The organism is Burkholderia sp. AU16482 (assembly GCF_002223285.1).
Classification (GTDB): domain Bacteria; phylum Pseudomonadota; class Gammaproteobacteria; order Burkholderiales; family Burkholderiaceae; genus Burkholderia; species Burkholderia semiarida.
The window spans coordinates 375870-398420 of the sequence record NZ_NKEY01000007.1 but is presented as its reverse complement, the minus strand read 5'-3'; the positions used below and the strand labels follow the sequence as shown (position 1 = coordinate 398420).

Here is a 22551-nt window from a genome sequence, read left to right as displayed (position 1 = left end):
GTCGTCACACGCACGCTGTAACCGCGTGTAATCGCTTCGCAATCCGATTCTTCCTACGCTGTCGTTACGCCTGCGAGGTCCGCGTTCTTCCCGAACGCGGTCTCGCAGGACGAGTGAGGTGCAAGCGCCCCGGGCATCGTCGCGCGGCGGCGTGTTTCGCCAACGATCAAGCGTGAAAGGAACTGCCATGTCCCAGATCTTGAGTACCTACAACATCGTCGACGTCCTGACCGCGTTCGACGTCGAAAAAATCCTCGGCTATCAAAAGCCGGGCAAGCAGCTCAGCCAGGATCCGACCAGACCGACTCCGTTGCCGTCCAACGGCTACGACGAGGTCTACATGATCACCACGGACAGGAACGTCATTTCCGGCCAGGCCGGCAGCAACTTGAGCATGCGCGTCGAGGTCAACGACATCGTCCGGTGGCGCACCGTCTCGCTGACCGACGTCGCGGACTACCAGTGCTTCATCCACACGTTCAAGTTCCTCTCGGTCACCTCCCCGAACGACCCGCCGCTGTCTCAGCCGACGTTCGAACATACCTACCCGAGCGAACCCGATCCGGCACCGGGCTGGCCGAACAACGGCGTGAAGGAACGACCCGGCTCGGACTTCTACTGGCAAGCCACGGCGCGCAGCCAGGGCTCGGCCACCTATACGTTCGTCGTGGCGATGTATCAGCGCAACGGCGAGCTGGTGGGCTACTTCCAGTGGGACCCGTCCATCACGATCCGCAACTGAACGCGCACGGGCGCCCCGCATGTCGGGAAGGGCCGCGCCGGCTTCATGCGCCCGGCGGTCCGTACTGCATCGGCGCCGCTGGCCGAAGCATCGTTTTTTCAACGCCGTACAATCGAAAAGGAGCTGTCATGCCTGAAATTCTGAGCACCTACAACATCATCGACGTCCTGACCGCGTTCGATGTCGAGGAAATCCTGAACAGGAACGCCAACTCGCTCAGCAAGCGTCCGGATGCGCCGACCCCTCTCGGCCAGAATCCCGACACCGTCTACATGATCACCACGCTGGCGAATGCGGCGTACGGCTACGGCCAGGGCCCGTTGCAGGGCGTCGACCAGGGCGAGGCGGGCAGCAATTTGCGGATCAAGGCCAGCGTCAACGACGTGATCCGCTGGCGCACCGTGTCGTTGACCGACACGGCGGACTACAAGTGCTTCCTGTATCGCTTCACTGCGATCGGTCCCAATCGGCTTGGGCAGGTTTCGTACCTCACCGCCAACGTCACCGAGCCTTATCCCGCGCCGGGCTGGCCCGACAACAACCGCGTGAACGAAGAGCCGCGCGCGGACTACTACGCGCAAGCCACCGTGCTCAGCCCCGGCACCGAGACCTATACGTTCGTCGTCGCGATTTACGACCGGCACGCGCAGTTGAAGGGCTATGTCACCTGGGATCCGTACATCACCATCACCGACAGGTGAACTCGAGCCGGCGCCTTGGACGCAACCCGGAACAAGGCGCCGGACCATGCCCGGCGGACGACCTCGGCTCATTCTCCGCTTTCCCGTTGGCGGTTCCATCCCGCAGCCGGCCACGGGCGGACCCGAGGCCAGGTCATGGAAACCGCAGCGCCGGATTAAGCTCCGCTTCGTCACACCGCCGCGCGGGCGACGCATACGGCGAGATCGTCGCGGTCGTGCGTATCGGCGATCGCGATAGTCAGTTCGGACTCCCTTTCAATGTCGATACCGGCCGCGTCGAGCGCACTCCGGAGCGCCGCGTCGTCAGCGTGCGGCGGACCGGCCTCGAGCTTGTCGAGAAACGTCGGCGAATGCCAGGCGAGGGCGATCGCCCGGATGACGGTCGCGCGGTCGTCTGCTCTGCTGAATGTCGGTTTGAACGGCTTACGGCAACGACTGCAACGTCGCCTCGGCGAGCCTCGCGATCCGGCCCATGCCCGCCGTCGTTGCAATTTCGGCTGCGCGCCGGCACGCATCGAGCGCGGCCACGCCGCCGCAGCGCGGATCGGCCCGGCGCAAGAACTCGGCCTGCTTGAGCAACAGCTGGGCTTCGTAATACCGTTCGCCGCTCGATTCGCACCAGGCGAGACACTGTCCGACCTGCGCGAGCGCCGCGCCGTAGTCGCCGCGTTCGGCATCCAGCTCGGCAAGCAACGACGCGTAGTAGGTCATGCCGAGCAGGCCGCCCGACTGCCGCTGCGCATCGAGGTGCGCGACGACGCCCGCGCGATCGCGTTGCGCCCACGCATGAATGATCGCGGCGTAATGCCCGACTGCCCGCAGCCGGTGCTCGTCCGCGAGGCGGAGAATCGCTTCCGACACCGCTCGCGCCGCGTCGCGGTCTCCGGCGAGCTGATGCGTGCGCGCGAGGTATAGCATCGTGACGCCGAGCGTCGGCAGATGATCGAGACAGGTCGCGCAATAGACGGCTTCGCGCGCCATCGCGAACGACGGCTGCGGATCGTCGTCCATGCACCAGCGCACGCTGGCGAGCGACGCCATCGCCCACGCGCGCGTATCGAGCGCCAGGACGCGCCGGTGCCCCGCGTCGCGTCGCACGTCGTAGCCAGCCAGCACCGCGTCGAACGCGGCACGGGCGCGCGCATAGTCGCCGTCGATCCACAGGCTCATACCGCGCATCGCGTCCGCCGCGACCTGCACGCCCGCATCGCCGCGCTCGGTCGCCAGCGTGTCGAGCCGCTTGCCGATCCGGCGCACGGTCGGACGGTCGCCGGCGACGTGGTAGTACGTCGACAGCGTCCACAGCGCGCTGATCTCAAGTTCGGGATCGTCGAGCGTCTGCGTCTGCCGCAGCAACTGCTCCGCATGCTCGCGCACCCGCGGGTCGGCCCAGCCGAATCGCGCCATCGTCGCGTGCGTCAACGTGGCGCGGATGCGCGCACTGTCGTGCTCGCGCCGCGCGTGATCGGCAGTAGCGAGCCAGTCGGACACGGCCTGCCCGTAGCGGATCGCGTCGTCGTATCGCGAACGCTCGAGCGCGCGATGCGCCGCATCGATGCCGTGCGCGATCGCGTCCGCGTACGCGCCTGCGCGCGCGAAGTGCGCGGCGACGCCGAACGCATGCGCACCGGCACCGCGATCGGCCTGCGCGAGCAGCGCACGGCCGACGCGCGCATGATTGCCGCGCCGTACGGCAGGCGGCATCGATTCGTACGCGGCGTCGCGAATCAGCGCATGGCGGAACGCATAGAACACGCGGTCGCGCCGATGCTGCGCGTACACGATCCGCTCTTCGAGCAGCAGCCGCAGATGTGCGTCGAGCGTGGCGCGATCGTGCGGCGACGCGTCGGCGAGCAATTGCGCATCCACTTCGAGCCCGATGGTCGCGGCCAACTGCGCGGTGTCGCGCGCGTCGTCGATCCGGTCGAAGGCCAGGCCGAGCATGCCGCCGAGACCGAGCGGCAGCGGGTACGGGTCCGTTGCCGCTGGCTCGGCAATCGGACCGTCCGCGCCGCTCACCGTCAGTTCGCGGGCGACGGCCTCGATGAACAGCGGGATGCCCGCGGTGCGATCGGCGAGTCGGTCGAGCCACGCCGGATCGAACGCGCCCGGGCCCAGATGCGCCGACATCAGGCGCTGCGCGTCGTCGCGCGGCAGGCGGCGCAGCACCAGGCGGTCGGTCGCGCCGCGCCAGCGCGCGAGCTTGTCGGGGCGCGACGTGAGCACGATGCACAGTGCCGCCGCGCGCGGCGAGTGCTGCAGATACGCGAGAAAATCCTCGGTCGAGCGATCGAGCCACTGAACGTCCTCGATCACGAGCAGCACCGGCGCGCCGTTGCCGAGCGACACGATCAGTTGCTCGAGGACGTCGAACAGCGCGTGCTGTTCGCGCGCGCTCGACCACAGGAGCCCGTTCGCATCGCAGGGCAGCCCGAGCCAGGCCGCGAGCGCGACACGCGCCGCCGCATGGTCGCAATCGAGCGGTGCGATCATCGCGTCGATCGCCGCGAGCGCGGCGCCGGGCGCGTGGTCGGCGTCGACGTGCCAGTGCGAGGCGATGAATCTCAGGACCGGAAACAACGCATGATTCTCGCGTTCGGGCAGGCACCCGCAATGCGCAAAGGCATGGCCGCGCGTCCGCACGGCCTCGCACAGTTCGTGCACGAGCCGCGACTTGCCGAAGCCCACATCGCCGACGACGAGCCGCGGCACGCCGCGCGGCTGCTCGCCACGCATCGCGCGACGATGCCGCTCGTGCGTGTCCTGCCACGCGCGCAACAGCACGTCGAATTCGCGCGCGCGGCCGACCATGGGCGTCCGCCTGCCCGCGTCGAGCGAATCGAACGGCGTATCGGCGTGCCGCTCGCCGAGCAATTCATGAACCGGCTGCGACACGAGGCCCGCGCGCGGCAGCCGCAACGCGGTCGGACGCGAATCGGCATGCCGTTCGAGCACGAGCCGCGCATCGTCGCTGATCAGGATCTGTCCGGGCCTGGCCAGCCGCAGCAGCCGCGACGCCGCGGCCGGCGTCGACGCGCCCGACATGTGCGACGCATGCGCGAGCATCTGCCCGACGTGAATCGCGGCGGCCACTTCGACTCGCCAGCCTTCTTCCGCGCCGCCGGCACTGCCGCCGGCGGCCGACGGCACCGGCAGCCGCGCACGCTCGGCGACGCGCACGATGTCGAGCGCCGCCCGCGCCGCGCGACGCGCGGGCCAGTCGATGTCCCCTTGCAGGCCGAAATGGAACAGCAGCGTGTCGCCGAGCCGTCCACCCGCGTGCGCGCCGTAACCGATCGCGATATCGGCGCACTTCGTCAGCCACTGCGCCTCGTAGCCGTCGAGCGCCATCCCCTGCTCGGTTCCGGCACGACGTTGGCGGCCCTCTCCGGCGATCGTCACGCAGCAGCACAGCGTGGTGATCTGCCGGTACTCGCCCCCCTCCGCGATCGTCTCGCCGCGCGACCCAAGCGAGCGCGCACGCGCGCGGCGGCCGGTGCAACCGGTGTCGAACCGGCCGACGAGCGCGGCGAAGTTGAGCGCACGAAACTGCGCCGCGAGCGCGTCGGCCGACGCGGCGCGCTGCCGAGGATTCTTGTTCAGCGCATGCCGCAGAACCGCGCCGAGCGGCAGCGCCGCGATCGGCGGTGGAAGCGCGACATCCACGGGGCTCAGCTGCTGATGGAGGATCTCGGCCACGCTCGCGCCCTGCATGACGACCTCGCCGGTCAGGCATTCGAGCACGATCAGGCCCCACGCATACAGGTCGCTGGCGGGCGTCGGCGGCTCGTTGCGCAATTGCTCGGGCGCACAGTAGGGCGGCGAGCCGAGCACCTCGGTCGCGAGCGTCGCGGTCCGACGCGTGATGTCTTCGGTACCGGGCAGCAACGCGCCGATGCCGAAATCGAGCAGCTTCGCGTGCGGCCCGTCGTCGGCCATCGCGATCACGACGTTCTGCGGCTTCAGATCGCGATGCACGATGCCGCGCCGATGGGCGGCCGCGAGCGCGTCGAGCACTTCCGTCATCAGCCGCCCGGTGTCGAGGGCCGACAGCGGCCCGTCCGCGGCGAGCCGGTCGCGCAGCGTCCGGCCCTCGACCAGTTCGAATACCGCGAACAGCCGCCCGTCGGGCGCCTGCCCCTGGTCCAGCAGCGCCACGATGTTCGGATGCCGCAGCGCCTCGCACAGGCTCGTCTCGCGCCGGAAGCGCGCACGCCGGCGCATGCGCTCCGGCGCGATCAACGCGGCGTCGTCGCGCATCAGCTTGATCGCGACCGCGAGCCCCGTCTCGTCGCAGGTCGCCCGAAACACCACGCCGTTGCCGCCTTCGCCGAGCAGCGCGCCGAGCCGGTAATGCCATCTGCCGGCGAGCGTCGCGAAAGGCGCCGCATGCCTCGGCGGTTCAGATGCATCCGGCCCGGCGGGCGCGCGGGACACGATCGGCAGCACGGCCGGGCCTCCGGCGTTCACGGACAATGGACGACCGGGCCCGGCACCGCGCGCGGCGCGCCGGGACGCGGTCCGCCGGTCGGCACCCACTCGCATTCGAGATGCTCGCCGCGCACGATCCGGAACGGAACATCGCCGAAGCGGACGCTGCCGCGCCGACGCTCGACGAGCTGGCTGGCGCCCAGCCCGGGCAGCGCCGCGAACTGGCTCCGGGCGCGATGAATCTGCACGTTGACGTGGGATGTGTCGATGCCGAGCATGCGCGCGAGCCGGTCGAGCTCGATCCATCCCTGCGTGGCGGCGTCGTGGCCGGCCTGCCTGTCGGCCGAGCGCGCGCGGGCGAGCGTGACGAGGCTGTAGTGATGGGCGCGCTCGCCGAGGTCGACCACGCCGCCGCGGACATGCAGCAGCATGCGCACGTGCTCCTCGTTCCGGCTGACGAAGAATTCGAGCAGTTGCGCCGGCGCGGCCGGATCGGCGTGGGCGGCGAGCGTCACCGTCGAGCCTTGGCGCGCGAGGGCGAGGCGCCATGCGAAGTCGCCGGTCGACACTTCGTCGCCGTCATGGAGCGCGCGCGGCGGCAGCGTGTCGTCGCACAGCCATTCGCCGGCCGGCGATCGGACGATCGTGACCGGCTGCGCGGCAGGGGCCGGCAGGATCTGGCGCGGCGCGAGCACGATCGGCGCGACGGCGCCGCGGATCGGCCACAGCGTATCGGCCGGATCGTCGAGCGATTCGACGCGCCAGGGCGCGATGCCGGCCCTGCCGAAGCGAATCACGTCGCCTTGCCGCAGCACCGCATGCTCGCCGTCGCGCAGCGATACGCCCGATACCGACGTGCCGTTGCTGCTGTGATCGTGGAGTTCCCAGAGCCCGCCGGCCCAGCGGACATGGGCATGGACGCGGGACACCGAGCCGTCCCGGATGACCGTGTCGCAGCGCGCGTCGTCGCGGCCGAACACGTGATACGCGCGGAGCAGGCATGCTTCTCCGGAAGCGTCGTTCTTGAGTATCGCCATGGCCGCCCCGTGTCGGATTCGCCCGGATCGTTCGAGTGCCGCATCGACGTTGCCGGACAAGCGATTGATTCAATGATCGCGAACGGTCGCACGTTCGCCGCCTCGTTACCTGTTTTTCCGATCAGCTGTCTTGCAAGGGGTCGCCCCGGCATCGCACGTTATTTCAGCAAATTGAACTGTCGATCGCTTTGTTGTTTTAAAATCGGGCGCCCGATGAAATCCTGCCAAATAAAATCATGCCCCGCAACCGGAATGCACGGATAACGACTTCATATTGCAATCCTTTACGTTTCCGATAAATTTCCGGGTTACCAATAAGGGGTCGAAATTATTCATCGTCTCGCAAATCGCCGCCAGACATACATCCGACCGGTATGGCGACATTGAATGACAGAGCGGGATTAATGACCTTTGCCAACACGGAAATTTTGTTTGCCCGAGCGAAAATAAAATCACACCGTTTCGATTGTTTAAATAATTTTCCCTGGCGTTTTTATAATCGATGCCGTTTAACCCGTCCGTAAATCAAGCCGCGCCGCTCATGCCTTTCGGGATAGCCGGCTAACGTGGGTATGTCGGCGCGACGATGCACATGGGGTAGTCGATCGAACGGCCGCGACACCGGATACAGCCCCGCACCCCGCCGGTCGCCGTATCGATTCGCCCGGCCCCCAAAAAAACCGTTCGGTTTAAAATGTTTGCAAATCATCTCATGGTGTGACGGACATGGGCAGACCCAAAAAATTCAGTCGCGAAGGCGTGTTGCAAAAGGTCCTCCCGCTCTTTTGGAAGTACGGCTTCGCCGGCACGTCGCTCCAGCAGCTGGAACGGGCGTCGGGCGTCAACAAGTCGGGGCTCTATGCGGAGTTCGGGGACAAGGAAGACTTGTTCCTGCATACCCTCCTCTACTACTACGAACATCGCGGGGCGCTGCAGATCCTTACCGCGGAGCCGAAAAGTTACGGCAACATCGAGCGCTTCCTGCGGCTGGGCGATGCGCAAGACGACGGCTGCGTAGGTTGTTTCTCCGTCAATTCGCTGCGTGAATTCCCGTCGTTGTCCGACCGCGTGCGCGAAGTCGTCGGCGCGTATCACCATCGGCTGATCCCGCAGATCATCGAAAATATCGAGGCCGAGCCTCATCACCTGCCTGCCGCGACCATCGCCACGATCGTGACGGTGTTCTTTGCCGGCTATTGCATCGAGCGCAATTTGCCCGCCGAGGCCGAAGGCGACGCCGTCGGCGCATTCATGCAAGCGCTACGCCTCCTTTGACGCTCGTCCGCGGTCGGCCCGCTTCGCGATAGACCAATCGTTTTGAACCGATTGGTTTTTTTAATTGGCCCCGCCTCGCTCGCGTGATCATACTGAACCGATCGGTTCAATAAAGTACCGATCTACAGCGGAGAGCAGCCATGAGCTTGAAGATTCACCCGATCAACTTCGGCAACATGTCGCTCGATTCGAGCGGCCTCGTCCTGTTTCGCGAACCCGGCAAGCAGGTGACGATACCGGTGCTCGGGTTTCTGATCACGGGTGGCGCGCATCCCGTGCTCGTCGATACGGGTTCGCGCAGCGTCGAGCAGTACGCTGAATTCGGTCTGCCCTACGAAGTCACGCCAGAGATGACGATCGAGTATCACCTCGCTCAACACGGCCTGAAGATGAGCGACATCCGTCACATCGTCCATACGCACGCACATATCGATCACGTCGGCATGACCGACCGATTTCCCATGACGACAACCGTCGGTATCTCGCGTCGCGAGCTGGAATTCGCGGCATCCGGGATCATGGGCCCGCTGATGTACACCGCGGCCGATACGAAGCATCTGATCGACCGCCTGCATACGCGCGGCGCAATCCGGCTGTTCGACGTGGACGGCACGTTCGAGGAAGAGGTCATTCCGGGCGTCGCGGTCCGTCTCTCCGGTGGCCATACGCCGGGTTCGCTGTCGGTGCTCGTCGAAACCGACGAAGGCATTGCCAACATCTGCGGCGACATCGCCTACAACCTGAAGGATCAGTTGATCGACCCGATCCTCGACCAGGCCGCGCACGAACCCACCATTACCGCGAACCGCGCGATGTCGACGCTCGACGAGAAGCGCGCGATCAAGCGCGCGCTTGCAACGAGCCGCTTCCTGCTGCCAAGCCACGACGTGCCCGCGCTGGTGAGCGGCGGGAAGGTAGTCGGCCTGATGGAAAACGCCATCTCGAACCCGCGGGCCGATGTCACGAAGGCGTCGAACTACACGCCATTGACGCAGGGTTGAACCCAGATGCCCGGCCTTCTGCGTCGAACGTTCGGACTGTTGATTGTCGCCGCGGGCGCATTCCACGCCGCGGCCACGCTGGTTCTGCACACGCTCGGCAGGTAGTCGGTTGATCGGTGCGCGGCCGTCTCGTCTGCGGCGCCGCGTGCTTCTCAAGCCTCGAAAGGACTCTCTCATGACTACGCCCTTTTCCGCGCGGACGGCGCGCGCACTCCACACCCTCAGCCTCGCGTACTTCGTACAGGCGACGGGCGCGCTCTCCGTCGTCGGCAGCCTCGACTCGATATCGCGTCAATGGGGGCTCGCCGATTCGCAAAGCGTTTACCTCGTTACCGTGTTCGGTGTGACGTTCGCTTTCGCCGCTCCGCTGCTGCAAGTCGGTTTTGGACATCTGCGACGCCGTCGCCAGGTCCTGCTCGGCTTGGCGCTGTTCAGTACGGCTGCCCTCCTGCTGGCGGCCGCGCCGAATTATCCCGTGCTGCTGCTGTCGCGCGTGCTGATGGGGCTCGGCGCGGGTTTCATCGGCCCCGTGCTCGGCGCCTTGGGTTCCAGCCTCGTCGAGCGCGACCAGCAGGGCAGCGCGATTGCCACCGTGCTGCTCGGCTTGAGCGTCGCCGGCCTGGTCGGCATGCCGCTGTCCGCATGGATCGCGCACGCATGGGGCGCACGGTCGCTCTTCGTCGCCGTCGGACTCGCCGGCGCCGTGACCGCCGCGCTCATCGTATGGGCCGTACCCGACACCAGCAGGGGCGAGAACATCGAATTCGCAACGATGGTCTCTCTTCTGACGCGCACCGCTACGCTCAGTGCATTTCTGGTCGTGTTCTTCATCGCGGCCGGCGTCTATTCGACGTACGCTTTTATCGCACCCATCATTCGCGACGTATTCCACGCAGGCGCCGACATGGTGTCGACCTCGCTCGTGGTGCTCGGCGTCGCCGGCGTCGCGGGCAACCTGTTCGTGACGCGCGCCGCGCGGCGCCATAGCGCGGAAACGATGCTGCTCGCCGGCCTCGCCCTGCTTGCAGCGGACCTGGTGTTTCTCTGGTTCACGCCCCCGAGCCTGCACCTGCTTTTTGTCGCACTGACGGCGTGGGCGTTCGCGACCGACCTGCTGTGGCCTTCACAGCAACGGCGCATCGTCGAACTCGTACCGCAATGGCGGGGCATTGCGTTGGCCTTGACCGCATCCTTCGTGTTTTGCGGCATCGGCGTCGGCTCCGCCGTCGCGGGGTGGGTGTATCCCGCGTTCGGTTTGACAGGGTCGATCGGCAGTTCACTGGTGTTTCTCGCGCTGGCGACCGGCAGCCTGCTCGTGTCCCGTGCGTCGGTCAACGCGAAGGCCTGCGCGGCCGGGTGTCGGGAATCGCTTCAATCATGACGCGATCGAGACAAGGCACCGGCCCGCGGATACGCGAGCAGGCCATCGGAATGAACGGCGTCCTGACCGCACTCGTCGCGCCCGTACTCGCGCTGCTCGTTCGATGATCGACGTCGCGCACGCGACGTCCGGCCTCGATCGAACGAACGAAAAATAACGGCGGCCGGAAATCGATCCGGCCGCCGGCTTGTTCCAGAATGATTTCGGTTCGCCTAGATCACTTTCTCGAGCAGCACGACATCGAGCGTCGCCTTGCCCGCGAGTTCGCGCGCCAGGTTCTGGAACGCCGGTGCTTCGCCGTGGACCTTCAGCGCACGTTCGTCCCGCCATCGCTCGATCATCGTAAAGCGATGAGCCGCCTCGCGGTCGCGATGCAGCTCATACTGCTCGCACCCATCCTCGGTCCGGACGGCCGGTACGGCCGCCAACAACGCCGCTTCCACCGCCTTCGCGTGTTGCGGATCCGCGGTAATCGTGGCAACGACAAACTGCTTTGACATTTTCATTCTCCATCGTAAAGGGATCTTTCGAGCATCTGCTTTCGTTTGACACGCCAGTACGACGACACGATCGGACGGATCGGTTCGTCCGCATGGCGCCCCGTCGCTCATTCAGTCTTCCAACTGCTTCGCGAGCGTCAATGCACACAGCGCCCGACGGGCGCTGTGTGGCGTTCCGGAACGACACCGGGCATTGGCCGTCAGTCGAGCCGACGCCCGACACGTTCAGTCGACTGCCGGAAAGTCCAGCGTAGTGTCGTTCACGCGGTTCACCAGGTTGGTGAAGGTGATCGATGTCATGACCAGGATGATCTCGATGACCTGCCGCTCGGTATACCCCGCGTCCAGCACCGCCTCCAGCACGCCCTGGGGCACGGTATCGCGCGTCGTCGCGATCGATCGCACGAACGAGAGCAGCGCATCACGCCGGGCCTCCCCCGACGCGCGACCGGCGCGGATATTCTTCATCACCTCCGGCGTGAGACCCGACATCCTGCCGAGCATCGTATGAGCGGCCAGGCAATAGTCGCAACCGGACAGCGCGCTTACCGCAAGGCGCACCGTTTCAATGTCGGCCTGATCCAGAGAACTTGCCGCGATCGCCGCATCGACGTTCAACATGGCCGAAAGACCGGCCGGGCTGTGCGTGCCGATGGTCGCGTAGGCGTTCGGGACCTTCCCAAGTGCGGCCTTGATCTGACCGAACACAGCTGCGGTTTCGCCGGTAGCTTCCGACGGCTTCAGGGTAGTCAAGCGTGTCATATATCTCTCAACGAGTTGGATAACGAAGTACCGACCGGAAACGGCCGGCAGGATAGCGACGATGACGAGTCGGAGCCCGCGCCCCTGGTTTTACTGCCAGATAACCGCGCCAAATGCCGAATAGGTCGCGTCACGCAACGCGCACGACAATTATCGACATCGAAAACCCACGACCCGATTTAATCGCAGCATTTGTCATCATAAAAATTCGCCGCTTGAATTTGAATGCGATTTACCGAAAAACTGACTTTGCTCGTCAACATCGGGGCCGGCCCGTTTCGCCTTCAGATCATTCATTTTCAGGCACGTCATGAACGTGTCGGTCGCGATATCGACCCACCAATTACCCGGCAAAAAGGACGTTATTTCGGCGCGACGAACACACCCGTTTTCCGTGCATGGCGCCATGCAACATTCAAAATCGGAACTCGGCCTTCGAGCCGCCGCGAACACCGAGCGACGCGCGAACGCATCGGTACGCGCACGTCGGCCTCCGGTGAAGGCAATCAACGGCCCGGTTCGCCCGGCACCACATTGTTGGCGACGGACGTCACGCCCGCGACCCGCGCGGCGCTATCGCCGGCAAGCTGGACTTGCTCGCTGTCGGGCACGTATCCGGTCAGGGTCACGGCTCCCCGGCGAGCGAGCACCCGCACGTTGATTGCATTCAATCCTTTCGTTTTCGACAGCGCCCATACGATTTTCCGCGACAGCGCGCGATCGGCCGCGTGTTGCGCCTTCTTTTCACTCTTCGTCACTTCTTTCTGGCTGACGACCTGCTCCGGCGGCGGAGCGGTATTCTGCTCCGCCGCATGGGCTGAAATACCGAAGGCCAAATAGCTGACATACAGCATCGACGCGATCGTTTTCTTCATCACACTCTCCTTAACCAACGTGAACGTAAAGTTATCAAGGGATAAAACCCGAGTGAATGGTAGGAAGACAATGGGCCGACCTCAATGGCCTCTCCCTGAAAACAGCTTTCAGCGCGCGTTCTTCGCCTTCCCGCGCCGATGCTCGCAAGCCACCTATACCTGCGCATAGGTGCATTGACTATTTTCGACTAGCTCGAATACACGGCGAGACGATTTTCCGGGCAACTCCGAAACGCCAAACTGGCTGCATGTGTTGCCCGATGACCCGAAAGGCGCCTGAACGACGCTCGAACGTGGGCGATCTGCCAGCGGGAACCCGGTTGCCGTGGACTATCGCGACTGGACGTTAACGAAACCTGGGGACCAGACAGCGTCCCGAATTGGAGCCGAGAAGCTGATGAATACTCCGTTGCGCGTCGTTCTCCATTCACCTCCGCACGTCACGGCTCGCGCGGCTAAAAAGGCCGTGCTACTCCATCGCGTCGCCAACGTAGTCGCGCATCGCGGCGATCATCGGCGAAATTCGTTCGCGGAGGTGCGCATGAAGGTATCTGACCGCCGGCGAGAACTGGCGACGATGCGGACACACGAGGCTCAGCGGAGCCGCCTCGCCTCGCTGATCGGGCAGCAATACTGTCAGGCGCCCCGCTCTGACGTCGTCATGGACATCGAGCCAGGATTTGTAGGCAATGCCCCTGCCCTCGACAGCCCAGCGCCGCGCGATTTCGGCATCGTCGCACAGCAGCACACCCTTCACCGTGACCTGCCGCCTCACGCCGCTTGCGGGGAACAGCCAGCGATCGTAGACACGCCCACCGAGCACGTAGGGCAAACAGTCGTGCAAAACGAGCTCGTCGAGCGACGCAGGCGCGCCGTGCCGTTTCACGTATTCCGGAGCGGCGACGAGCACTCTTCGATTGCTTTCGGCGAGCGGAAGCGCGACGTAGCTTGCGGCCTCCGGCGCGCCATAGCGGATAGCCACGTCCACCGGATCGCGAAATACGTCGGTCACGTAGTCGGACAACGAAAGCTTCAGCACCAGCTTCGGATGCGCATCGCGGAACACGCCGAGCCAGGAAAGCAATGCATTGCGTCCGATATCCGACGGTGCGGCGATTCGCAACGTACCTTGCAACGCGTGCTTTCCTCCGTGCAACCGCTCACGCCCCTCGTGAACCATGGAAAGCACTTCCTCCGCATAGGGCAGGTACTGCTCGCCTTCCGCGGTGAGTTTCAGGCTTCGGGTGGAGCGTGCAAAGAGACGGGTATCCAGCTCGCGCTCGAGCCTTTGAATCGCGGCGCTCACTTGCCCTGGCAGCAGATCGGCTTCCCTCGCCGCATTCGAGAAGCTGCCGAGCGCCGCGGCTCTCACGAATAGTTGAAGGTCCTCGAGCCGCACCATTTTCATTCCTGGAGTGAAAGTCCTCCCTAATGTAACGCGTTTTTCCCGCAGTCGAGGTCGAGCAGTATTTCACTCACACGCTGGCGCCCGGTCTGCAGCGAGCAGCCCAGCGCCACTCAACCATCATTCGGAGTTCATCCATGAAAGCGGTTGTCTATACACAGCATGGCCTGCCCGCGGACCATCCCGAGTCCCTTCTCGATGCCGAGGTGTCCAAGCCCGAAGCCGAGCCGCGCGACTTGCTGGTGAAGGTCGACGCGATCGCCGTCAATCCCGTCGACACGAAGGTTCGTATGGGGTCACCCACCGAGCAGCCGCGGATCCTGGGATGGGACGCCGTCGGAACCGTCGAGGCAATCGGAAGCAACGTTTCCATGTTCGCTCCGGGAGACAAGGTTTTCTTCGCGGGCTCGATCGCCCGGCCCGGCGCGTATGCGCAATATGTTCTCGTCGACGAGCGTATTGCAGGCCGCAAGCCTGCGACGCTCTCCGATGCTCAAGCAGCAGCGTTGCCGCTTACGTCGCTGACGGCGTGGGAACTGCTCTTTGATCGCCTCGGGATCGCCGAGGGCGCCGGTGCCGGCGATGCATTGCTGATCGTCGGTGCGGCCGGCGGCGTCGGCTCCATGCTGACGCAACTGGCGCGTCAACTGACGGGGCTGCGTGTAATCGGGACGGCGTCTCGCCCCGAAACGCGCGCATGGGCGCAAGCGCTCGGTGCACACGACGTCATCGACCATACGCAGCCGCTACTCGAGGGGCTGCGCCGCATCGGCGCCCCGCAAGTGCGCTACGTCGCCAGCCTCACTCAGACGGACGTCCATTACGCGCAGCTCGTCGAGGCGCTGGCGCCGCAGGGCCGACTTGCCGTGATCGACGACCCCGACACGCTGGACGCGATGCCGCTCAAACGCAAGTCGATTTCGCTTCATTGGGAACTCATGTTCACGCGATCGCTGTTCGAAACCGCGGACATGGTCAGGCAGCACGAAATCCTCGATCGCGTCTCCACCCTGATCGACGACGGTACGTTGCGCACGACCATGGCCGATCACTTCGGAACCGTCAATGCCGAAAATCTCCGGCGCGCCCATGCCCTCATCGAGAGCGGTCGCGCGCGAGGAAAGATCGTGCTGGAAGGCTTCTGACGCACGCCGACGACGCCCTGTATCGCCATTCCGAAAATGCTGAACAAGACCGGAGAACAAACATGCACTTCCCGCATCGACGCATCACGAGATTCACTTCCCTCCGCCGGACCGCAACCGCACTGGCAGCCGGCTTGAGTTTCACGCTGCTGGTCAACCCGGTGTTGGCGCAACCGTCCGCGCCGGCAACGGCGCCGGCGGTTCAGGCGACCGACCGCACCATCGGCGCGATGGACACGGTGGCCACCTTTTCCGGCCCCATGCCCACCGGCGTGACGGTTGCCGAGAACGGCCGGATTTTCGTCAATTTCCCGCGCTGGGGCGACGCCGTGCCTTTCACCGTTGGCGAGTTGCGTGACGGCCGCGTCGTCGCCTATCCAAACGCCGAGATCAACCATGCCGATGCGGCGCACCCGTCCACGCACTTCCTGAGTGTCCAAAGCGTCGTTGCCGACGGTCACGGCAAGCTCTGGGTTCTGGATACCGCCGCACCGAACTTTTCGGAGCCGGTCGCGGGCGGCGCGAAGCTCGTCGCCATCGATCTCGCAACCAACCGCGTCGTCAAGACGATCGTGTTCCCCGCGAACGTGATGCGCGCCCAGACCTATGTGAACGACATGCGCTTCGATTTTCGCATCGGAAAGGCCGGGGTCGCTTACGTGACCGACTCCTCGCTGTCGGGCATCGGCGGCCTGATCGTGATCGACCTCGACAGCGGAAAGGCGATGCGCCGCCTGACCGGCGACGTGTCGACGTCGGCGGATCCTCGCTTCGTCCCGGTCGTCGAAGGCCAGTCGTTGAAAGTCCGCGACCCGAACGGGACCACCAAGCCCTTTTCCGTGGCGTCCGACGGCATCGCGCTCTCCGCGGACGGCCAGACCCTCTACTACTGCCCGCTGTCGAGCCGCCATCTCTACTCGATTCCGACCGCGATGCTGCGCGATCCGTCGATCAGCGACGCGCAACTGGCGGCCGCGGTGAAGGATCTCGGGGAGAAAGGAGCGTCCGACGGTCTTGCCAGCGACGCGAACGGCAATGTCTATGCCGGCGATTACGAGCACAACTCGATTCGCAAACTCGAACCGGGCGGCGAATGGCAGACGATCCTGCACGATCCGCGCGTGCTCTGGCCCGACACGCTGTCGGTCGGCCCGGACGGTTACCTCTACTTCACCGCGAACCAGCTTCACCGCCAACCGGTATTCCACGGCGGCAAGGACGAGCGCCAGAAGCCGTACGCATTGTTCCGCGTACGCATCGGCGCAGGTCCCGCACCGACCCGTTAATCCCTTTCGCCATCGCCGACAACCGGAGTCCCGCACATGAATCTCGCCGACGCCATTCATGCCCGCCATACCGTCAAAGCCTTCGAGGGCGGCAAGTCGCTTCCCGCCGCGCAGGTCGAAACATTGCTGTCGCTGCTTCACCAGTCGCCGTCCTCGGTGAATTCCCAACCGTGGCATTTCGTGGTGGCCGCGACACCGGAAGGCCGCGCGCGCATCGCGGCCGCCACAACGGGCGCCTACGCGTACAACGAGGCCAAGGTCGTCAACGCATCGCACGTCATCGCGATGTGCATGCGGACCGACATGGACGACGAACACCTTCAGGCCATTCTGGAGCGCGAATCGGTGGATGGTCGATTCAAGACCGCCGAAATGCGCGCCGCGCAGAACAAGAGCCGCCGCTCGTACGTCGACATGCACAAATACGAGCTGCGCGATACGCCGCAATGGATGGAAAAGCAGGTCTATCTGGCGCTGGGCGGCCTGCTGCTCGGCGCGGCGGTCCTCGGCGTCGATGCAACGCCGATGGAAGGGTTCGACAGCCGCGCGCTCGATGCAAGCCTCGGCCTGCGCGAACGAGGCCTGACGAGCGTCGTCATCGTGTCCCTGGGTTTTCGCAGCGGCGACGACTTCAACGCGGATCTGCCCAAATCGCGGCTGCCGCGCGAACGGATATTCACATTCATTTGATCACCCGAAGCAGGCTTGCCGCCCGCGCGGCAAGCGTTCCGAGCTACCGTTTCGCGCACGCTCGGCTGCACGACTTCGAGGAGCGTCATCATGTCCGAGTTGATTCGGATGGACACGCACGGCCGCACCGCGACCGTGCCCTCGTCCAGATATGGCGGTGCGCTGTTATTGGGCGCGGCGATTTTGTTGTGGGGCGCGAACTGGCCGGCGATGAAGCTCGGCCTGGCGCACGTCACACCGCTGTGGCTGTCGGCAGCACGGTTCGCATCCGGGGCGCTGTGCCTGTTCGTCGTGCAGGCTGCGACCGGGACGCTGCGCTTGCCGAAGCGCGCCGACCTGCCGTTTCTCGCCAGTGTCGGCTTGCTTCAGATGTTGGCGTTCACCGCGATGAGCGCCGTCGCGCTGCACCACGTGAGCGCCGGCCGTTCCGCCGTGCTCGCCTATACGACGCCGATCTGGGTGACGCCCGCGTCGGTGCTGGCATTTCGCGAGCACCTGTCCGTGCGTAAAGCATTCGGCACGGCACTTGGCGTGGCCGGGGTGCTGCTGCTCTTCAATCCGCTCGATGTCGACTGGCACGATCGTCAGGCCGTTGTCGCGCACGTCATGCTGCTCGGCGCGTCGCTGTGCTGGGCGGTCTGCATTCTTCATCTCCGGCATTTCCGCAGCGCGTCGAGCGCCTACGTGCTCGCGCCCTGGCAAATGCTCGTTGCCGCCGTACCGCTCGCCGTGCTTGCCAGAGTGCTCGAGGGGCCCTACACGGGCGACGGCAGCCTCAGCCTGACGTCGGCGCTGATCTACATCGGTCCGATTGCAACGGCATTTTGCTTTTGCGCGGTGAATGCCGCCAACACGCGCATGTCGAGCACGAGCATGGCGACGGCGATGTTAGGCGTTCCCGTCGTCGGCCTCATGACGTCGGTCCTCTTTCTTCACGAGCATCTCACGATGGGGCTTGCGGCAAGCGTCGTTCTCATCGTGGCCGGCATCGCGCTCTCTATCGCATCACGCTGACCTTGATCGTCTGAACCAGGAGAATGCCATGGTCGATCTCGACCCGACTCAACCCAGACTCACGCTCGTTACCATCGACCTGTCGTTCCATCGCGCGGCCTCCGGCGTCGTGCGGCGGATATTGAACGAGCATGGCGTAACGGTCGACGAAATATTCGCACCGCACGAAGAAGCCTTCCGGATTCTGCGGGAAGGGCGAGCCGACATGCTGAGCAGCGCGTGGCTCCCGAGCAGTCATAGTCTCTACCTCGCTCCGTTCGAGCAGGACGTGCACAAGATCACCGTCCTTTACCGGCCATATGCATTGTGGGGCGTACCCGACTATGTGCCCGAAAGCGCGGTGAGCTCCATCTCCGATCTGAAACGGCCGGATGTGGCGTCACGGATGGTGAAGCGGATTCAGGGCATCAATCCCGGCGCGGGCATCAGCAGATTTTCCCGCGAAATCGTCGCGCAGTACGGCCTGGCGGACGCAGGGTATCACTTCGAAAACGGCACGCTCGACGATTGTGTACGCGCCTTCGAGGAGGCCGTCGCCGCACGCCGGTGGGTGGTGGTTCCGCTTTGGACTCCACAGTACCTTCACGAGCAATACACCATTCGCGAACTCAAGGACCCGAAGGGTCTGCTCGGCGGCACGGACGACGCCACGTTGATCGTCAGAAATGCGTCGCTTGACGCGATCCCGTTGGCCGCATTGTCCGAACTGCGCACTCTCAGCCTCGGCAACCGGGAAACGAGCCGTCTGGACCATGTCCTCTCACGCACCGGCTCGCCGCGAACGACCTGAGGCGCCACGGGCGAGCACCGTCGGTGACGAACGCGTAGACGACGCGTATCGACCGAAACCGCCGCGAACGTCGACGGCCGTTATGCAGTTCGCGCGAACGAATATTCGGAGTAAGTGAAATGACTTTATGGGCGGAGCGCGTTGATCGACACGTCGCCTCGCCAATAAACTGCATCGCACTACATCGCAATCGCCGAGAAACAGAAGACTGAAACGAGCCGGCCGAGATGACGCAACCGGCTCGGCGTTTCCCGGCAGATGTCATTCACTTCGTAACCATCGACGGAACAACATCATGACGCAAGCACACAAAGGCACCGCACTGATCACGGGCGCATCGTCGGGTATCGGTGCGGTCTATGCCGAACGACTCGCACGCCGCGGGTTCGATCTGATTCTCGTTGCACGCAACAAGGATCGGCTCGACGCATTTGCGAAGCGCATTACCGACGACACGCAGCGCAGTGTCGAAGTGATCGCCGCGGACCTCGGCGATTCGCGCGCGCTGGCCGCCATCGAAGCGAAGCTGCGCACGGACGCGAGCATCACGCTGCTCGTGAACAATGCCGGTGTCGGCACGCATAAGCCGCTGCTCGAAAGCGACGTCGACGCAATGACGCGCATGATCGATCTCAACGTCACGGCGCTGACGCGTCTCACCTATGCAGCAGCGCCCGGCTTCGTCGCTCGCGGCCACGGCGCGATCATCAACATCTCGTCCATCGTTGCGATCGGGCCCGAGCTGCTGAACGGCGTGTATGGCGGAAGCAAGGCATTCACGCTCGCGTTCACGCAGTCCCTTCATCACGAACTGGCAGACAAGGGCGTGCAGGTTCAGGCCGTTCTCCCGGGCGCGACGGCGACGGAATTCTGGGAGATTGGCGGGCTCCCGCTGGACAACCTCCCGAAGGAGATCGTCATGTCGGCTTCCGACATGGTCGACGCAGCGCTGACCGGCTTCGACCGTCAGGAACTCGTCACGATTCCATCCCTGCACGCAGGAGAAGAATGGGCCGCATACGACGCCGCCCGCCGCGTGATGATTCCCCATCTCTCGAGCAATACCCCCGCGGCGCGTTACGCCGTCGCGCAATAAACGCAGCAAACCATTTTCGCAACCGCTCCAGTCGTCCATTCAAAGGAACTCCGATCATGAAACTCACCGGAAACACTGTCTTCATCACCGGCGGCACGTCGGGTATCGGCCGCGCTTTCGCAGAAAACCTTCACAAGCGTGGCAACAAGGTCATTGTCGCGGGGCGTCGCAAGGCGTTGCTGGACGAGATCGCTCGGGCCAATCCGGGTATCGACACCGTGGAGCTGGATGTCGGCGACCCCACGCAGATCGAGCGTGTCGCGCGACAGCTGATCGCGGACTATCCGACGCTGAACGTCGTGATCAACAACGCGGGCATCATGCCGTTCGATGACGCCGGCGGTGCGCTGGACGACGCGCAAGCCGTCCGGCTCGTGAACACGAACCTGCTCGGCCCGGTGCGTGTCAGCGCCGCGCTCGTCGAACATCTGAAGGCGCAACCCGAGTCGTTCATCATCAACAACAGCTCCGTACTGGCATTCGTCCCGCTTGCCGCCACGGCGCTCTACTCCGCGACGAAGGCGGCCATTCATTCGTACACGATGTCGCAACGCTTTGCGTTGCGCAATACGAGTGTCCGCGTGCTGGAAATCGCCCCGCCGTGGGTCGACACGGATCTGATCCACAAGAGCGGTGATCCGCGAGCAATGCCGCTGGACGCCTTCATCGCCGAGACGATCCAGCGTCTCGAAACCGCGACGACGGAAGTCGTGGTCGAGATGGCGCAGCCGCTGCGTAACAACGTCGGCCCCGACGAGTATGCGTTCGTCGATCAGTTCAATCAGGCGCTCGTCGAGAACCCCATTCCGGTAGCCTGAGCCGCCGCGAAGAAGGACTCCGGAGGGTGGCCCTGCGACGCCGCCTTCCGCCCCCCGCAATTCGATCACTCACCGAACGACAAACGACTTGAGGCTGACAACAATGTCCGACAAGAGCCTGACGACCGCCGCCGGCGCCCCCGTATCCGACAACCAGAACTCGATGACCGCCGGCGCGCGTGGCCCGGTCGTACTGCAGGACATGTGGCTCGTTGAAAAGCTGGCCCATTTCGACCGCGAGGTGATTCCCGAGCGTCGCGTACACGCAAAGGGATCGGGCGCCTTCGGAACGCTGAAGGTCACGCACGACATCTCGCGCTACACGAAAGCCAAGGTCTTCGACCAGGTTGGCAAGGAAACGCCGGTTTTCATGCGATTCTCGACGGTCGCGGGCGAGCGCGGCGCCGCCGACGCGGAGCGCGACGTGCGCGGCTTCTCGATCAAGTTCTACACGGAGGAAGGGAACTGGGACATCGTCGGCAACAACACGCCCGTGTTCTTCGTGCGGGATCCGCTCAAGTTTCCGGATTTCATCCACACGCAAAAGCGCGATCCGCGGACGAACATGCGCAACAACGTCGCGGTGTGGGATTTCTGGTCGCGCCATCCCGAGTCGCTGCATCAGGTCACGATCCTGATGAGCGATCGAGGCATCCCGAAGAACTACCGGCAAATGCACGGCTTCGGCTCGCACACGTTCTCGTTCGTCAACGCGGCGAACGAACGCTTCTACGTGAAGTTCCATTTCAAGTCCGCACAAGGCATCGAAAACTATACGGATGCGGAAGCCGCTCGCGTGGTCGGTCAGGATCGCGAGTCCGCGCAGCGCGATCTCTACGAGGCGATCGAACACGGTAACTTCCCGAGATGGCATTTCCGCATCCAGGTGATGCCGGAAGCGGACGCATCGAAAGTGCCGTACAACCCGTTCGACATCACCAAAGTCTGGCCGCACAACGATTACCCGCTGATCGACGTCGGGACGATCGAGCTGAACCGGAACCCCGAGAACTATTTCGCGGACGTCGAGCAGGCCGCGTTCACGCCGGCGAACGTCGTACCCGGAATCGGGTTTTCGCCGGACCGCCTGCTTCAGGGGCGGCTGTTTTCGTACGGCGACGCGCAGCGCTACCGGCTCGGCATCAATCATCACCAGATCCCCGTCAACGCACCGCGCTGCCCGTTTCACTCGTTCCATCGCGATGGCGCGATGCGTGTCGACGGCAACCTCGGCAGCACCGTGAACTACGAACCCAGCCGTCAAGGCGACTTCGCCGCGAATCCAGCAGCGGCCGAACCGCCGGTGCAGGCAGGCACGGTCGACCGTTACGACCATCGTGACGATGACGACTATTACAGCCAGCCCCGTGCGCTGTTCCGTCTGTTCAGCGCCGACCAGAAGGAGAGACTGTTCGCCAACATCGGGCGGGCGATCAGCGGCGTCCCGCAGGACGTGGTCGACAGAGTGCTCGCCCATCTCGAGCGCATCGATCCGGCGTATGCCGCCGGTGTCCGCACTGCGATCTGGGCCGAGTAAGGCCGGCGTGCGCGCGCCGAGCGGACGTCGCGCGTCGATCTCGCGGATTCGCCTGTCGGATTAAT

At 64.5% G+C, this 22551-nt stretch carries 20 protein-coding genes; 13 read left to right on the top strand and 7 right to left on the bottom strand.

What is annotated here, in order from left to right; genetic code table 11:
* Positions 1-187: 187 nt before the first annotated feature.
* Positions 188-742: an AidA/PixA family protein gene (locus CFB35_RS28750; RefSeq protein ID WP_059581350.1), complete on the top strand. Its 555-nt coding sequence runs from the start codon at positions 188-190 to the stop codon at positions 740-742.
* Positions 743-870: 128 nt separating this feature from the next.
* Complete coding sequence (locus CFB35_RS28745) at positions 871-1443, top strand: AidA/PixA family protein (protein WP_059581353.1); 573 nt, start codon at positions 871-873, stop codon at positions 1441-1443.
* Between the two features lie 423 nt (positions 1444-1866).
* Here CFB35_RS28745 and CFB35_RS28735 read toward each other — a convergent pair whose 3' ends face one another.
* Both CFB35_RS28735 and CFB35_RS28730 read right to left on the bottom strand, forming a co-directional pair.
* A complete protein-coding gene (locus tag CFB35_RS28735) occupies positions 1867-5913 on the bottom strand; it encodes a TOMM system kinase/cyclase fusion protein (RefSeq protein ID WP_059582166.1) in 4047 nt (1348 codons plus the stop codon).
* Positions 5910-6911 (bottom strand): FHA domain-containing protein, encoded by a 1002-nt coding sequence (locus tag CFB35_RS28730; RefSeq protein WP_059581358.1) that lies wholly within the window; start codon positions 6909-6911, stop codon positions 5910-5912. Before CFB35_RS28730 ends, CFB35_RS28735 begins: the two co-directional genes overlap by 4 nt.
* 726 nt (positions 6912-7637) lie before the next feature.
* On the opposite strand from CFB35_RS28730, the gene CFB35_RS28725 reads away from it, so the two are divergent.
* From CFB35_RS28725 to CFB35_RS28715, 3 genes are all read left to right on the top strand, one after another.
* Positions 7638-8186 (top strand): TetR/AcrR family transcriptional regulator, encoded by a 549-nt coding sequence (locus CFB35_RS28725; RefSeq protein WP_059581361.1) that lies wholly within the window; start codon positions 7638-7640, stop codon positions 8184-8186.
* A 140-nt stretch (positions 8187-8326) separates the two neighbouring features.
* Complete coding sequence (locus tag CFB35_RS28720) at positions 8327-9187, top strand: N-acyl homoserine lactonase family protein (RefSeq protein ID WP_059581364.1); 861 nt, start codon at positions 8327-8329, stop codon at positions 9185-9187.
* Between the two features lie 175 nt (positions 9188-9362).
* Complete coding sequence (locus CFB35_RS28715) at positions 9363-10568, top strand: MFS transporter (protein ID WP_059581367.1); 1206 nt, start codon at positions 9363-9365, stop codon at positions 10566-10568.
* Between the two features lie 212 nt (positions 10569-10780).
* Here CFB35_RS28715 and CFB35_RS28710 read toward each other — a convergent pair whose 3' ends face one another.
* The 5 genes from CFB35_RS28710 to CFB35_RS28695 form a co-directional block, all read right to left on the bottom strand.
* Complete coding sequence (locus CFB35_RS28710; RefSeq protein ID WP_059582169.1) at positions 10781-11068, bottom strand: putative quinol monooxygenase; 288 nt, start codon at positions 11066-11068, stop codon at positions 10781-10783.
* 225 nt (positions 11069-11293) lie between these two features.
* The gene (locus CFB35_RS28705) at positions 11294-11830 is read right to left on the bottom strand and encodes a carboxymuconolactone decarboxylase family protein (protein ID WP_059581370.1); all 537 of its coding nucleotides are present in this window, start codon (positions 11828-11830) and stop codon (positions 11294-11296) included.
* Positions 11831-12028: 198 nt separating this feature from the next.
* Positions 12029-12340 (bottom strand): hypothetical protein, encoded by a 312-nt coding sequence (locus tag CFB35_RS34690; protein WP_143328768.1) that lies wholly within the window; start codon positions 12338-12340, stop codon positions 12029-12031.
* Positions 12337-12705, bottom strand: coding sequence for a BON domain-containing protein (locus tag CFB35_RS28700; protein WP_059581373.1), 369 nt, complete (start codon positions 12703-12705; stop codon positions 12337-12339). Before CFB35_RS28700 ends, CFB35_RS34690 begins: the two co-directional genes overlap by 4 nt.
* Positions 12706-13174: 469 nt before the next feature.
* Positions 13175-14107 (bottom strand): LysR family transcriptional regulator, encoded by a 933-nt coding sequence (locus tag CFB35_RS28695; RefSeq protein WP_059581376.1) that lies wholly within the window; start codon positions 14105-14107, stop codon positions 13175-13177.
* A 140-nt stretch (positions 14108-14247) separates the two neighbouring features.
* Between CFB35_RS28695 and CFB35_RS28690 the strand changes: the two genes are divergently transcribed.
* The 8 genes from CFB35_RS28690 to CFB35_RS28655 all read left to right on the top strand — a co-directional run bounded on the left by CFB35_RS28690 (position 14248) and on the right by CFB35_RS28655 (position 22486).
* Positions 14248-15255, top strand: coding sequence for a zinc-binding alcohol dehydrogenase family protein (locus CFB35_RS28690; protein ID WP_059581379.1), 1008 nt, complete (start codon positions 14248-14250; stop codon positions 15253-15255).
* Between the two features lie 62 nt (positions 15256-15317).
* Positions 15318-16541 carry an L-dopachrome tautomerase-related protein gene (locus CFB35_RS28685; protein WP_059581382.1) on the top strand — a complete coding sequence of 408 codons (1224 nt, stop codon included), beginning with the start codon at positions 15318-15320 and terminating at the stop codon, positions 16539-16541.
* Between the two features lie 36 nt (positions 16542-16577).
* Positions 16578-17231 (top strand): oxygen-insensitive NAD(P)H nitroreductase, encoded by a 654-nt coding sequence (gene nfsB, locus CFB35_RS28680; RefSeq protein WP_059581384.1) that lies wholly within the window; start codon positions 16578-16580, stop codon positions 17229-17231.
* Between the two features lie 90 nt (positions 17232-17321).
* Entirely contained in the window at positions 17322-18245 is a 924-nt protein-coding gene (locus CFB35_RS28675) for a DMT family transporter (RefSeq protein WP_059581387.1), read from the top strand.
* A 28-nt stretch (positions 18246-18273) separates the two neighbouring features.
* On the top strand, positions 18274-19035 hold the full coding sequence (locus tag CFB35_RS28670; RefSeq protein ID WP_059581390.1) for a glycine betaine ABC transporter substrate-binding protein: 762 nt from the start codon (positions 18274-18276) through the stop codon (positions 19033-19035).
* 295 nt (positions 19036-19330) lie between these two features.
* Positions 19331-20131, top strand: coding sequence for an SDR family oxidoreductase (locus CFB35_RS28665; RefSeq protein WP_059645008.1), 801 nt, complete (start codon positions 19331-19333; stop codon positions 20129-20131).
* 56 nt (positions 20132-20187) lie between these two features.
* A complete protein-coding gene (locus CFB35_RS28660) occupies positions 20188-20949 on the top strand; it encodes an SDR family oxidoreductase (protein ID WP_050012423.1) in 762 nt (253 codons plus the stop codon).
* Between the two features lie 103 nt (positions 20950-21052).
* Positions 21053-22486 (top strand): catalase, encoded by a 1434-nt coding sequence (locus CFB35_RS28655; protein WP_059581395.1) that lies wholly within the window; start codon positions 21053-21055, stop codon positions 22484-22486.
* The last annotated feature ends 65 nt before the right edge of the window (positions 22487-22551 follow it).

Excerpts from the sequence above, each read along its gene's own strand:
- nfsB (WP_059581384.1), top strand. The coding sequence starts at position 16,578 with ATGAATCTCGCCGACGCCATTCATGCCCGCCATACCGTCAAAGCCTTC.
- CFB35_RS28690 (WP_059581379.1), top strand. The coding sequence starts at position 14,248 with ATGAAAGCGGTTGTCTATACACAGCATGGCCTGCCCGCGGACCATCCC.
- CFB35_RS28750 (WP_059581350.1), top strand. The coding sequence starts at position 188 with ATGTCCCAGATCTTGAGTACCTACAACATCGTCGACGTCCTGACCGCG.
- CFB35_RS28725 (WP_059581361.1), top strand. The coding sequence starts at position 7,638 with ATGGGCAGACCCAAAAAATTCAGTCGCGAAGGCGTGTTGCAAAAGGTC.
- CFB35_RS28655 (WP_059581395.1), top strand. The coding sequence starts at position 21,053 with ATGTCCGACAAGAGCCTGACGACCGCCGCCGGCGCCCCCGTATCCGAC.
- CFB35_RS28705 (WP_059581370.1), bottom strand. The coding sequence starts at position 11,830 with ATGACACGCTTGACTACCCTGAAGCCGTCGGAAGCTACCGGCGAAACC.
- CFB35_RS28685 (WP_059581382.1), top strand. The coding sequence starts at position 15,318 with ATGCACTTCCCGCATCGACGCATCACGAGATTCACTTCCCTCCGCCGG.
- CFB35_RS28745 (WP_059581353.1), top strand. The coding sequence starts at position 871 with ATGCCTGAAATTCTGAGCACCTACAACATCATCGACGTCCTGACCGCG.
- CFB35_RS28665 (WP_059645008.1), top strand. The coding sequence starts at position 19,331 with ATGACGCAAGCACACAAAGGCACCGCACTGATCACGGGCGCATCGTCG.
- CFB35_RS28670 (WP_059581390.1), top strand. The coding sequence starts at position 18,274 with ATGGTCGATCTCGACCCGACTCAACCCAGACTCACGCTCGTTACCATC.
- CFB35_RS28660 (WP_050012423.1), top strand. The coding sequence starts at position 20,188 with ATGAAACTCACCGGAAACACTGTCTTCATCACCGGCGGCACGTCGGGT.
- CFB35_RS28715 (WP_059581367.1), top strand. The coding sequence starts at position 9,363 with ATGACTACGCCCTTTTCCGCGCGGACGGCGCGCGCACTCCACACCCTC.
- CFB35_RS28710 (WP_059582169.1), bottom strand. The coding sequence starts at position 11,068 with ATGTCAAAGCAGTTTGTCGTTGCCACGATTACCGCGGATCCGCAACAC.
- CFB35_RS28720 (WP_059581364.1), top strand. The coding sequence starts at position 8,327 with ATGAGCTTGAAGATTCACCCGATCAACTTCGGCAACATGTCGCTCGAT.
- CFB35_RS28730 (WP_059581358.1), bottom strand. The coding sequence starts at position 6,911 with ATGGCGATACTCAAGAACGACGCTTCCGGAGAAGCATGCCTGCTCCGC.
- CFB35_RS28675 (WP_059581387.1), top strand. The coding sequence starts at position 17,322 with ATGTCCGAGTTGATTCGGATGGACACGCACGGCCGCACCGCGACCGTG.
- CFB35_RS28700 (WP_059581373.1), bottom strand. The coding sequence starts at position 12,705 with ATGAAGAAAACGATCGCGTCGATGCTGTATGTCAGCTATTTGGCCTTC.
- CFB35_RS28695 (WP_059581376.1), bottom strand. The coding sequence starts at position 14,107 with ATGGTGCGGCTCGAGGACCTTCAACTATTCGTGAGAGCCGCGGCGCTC.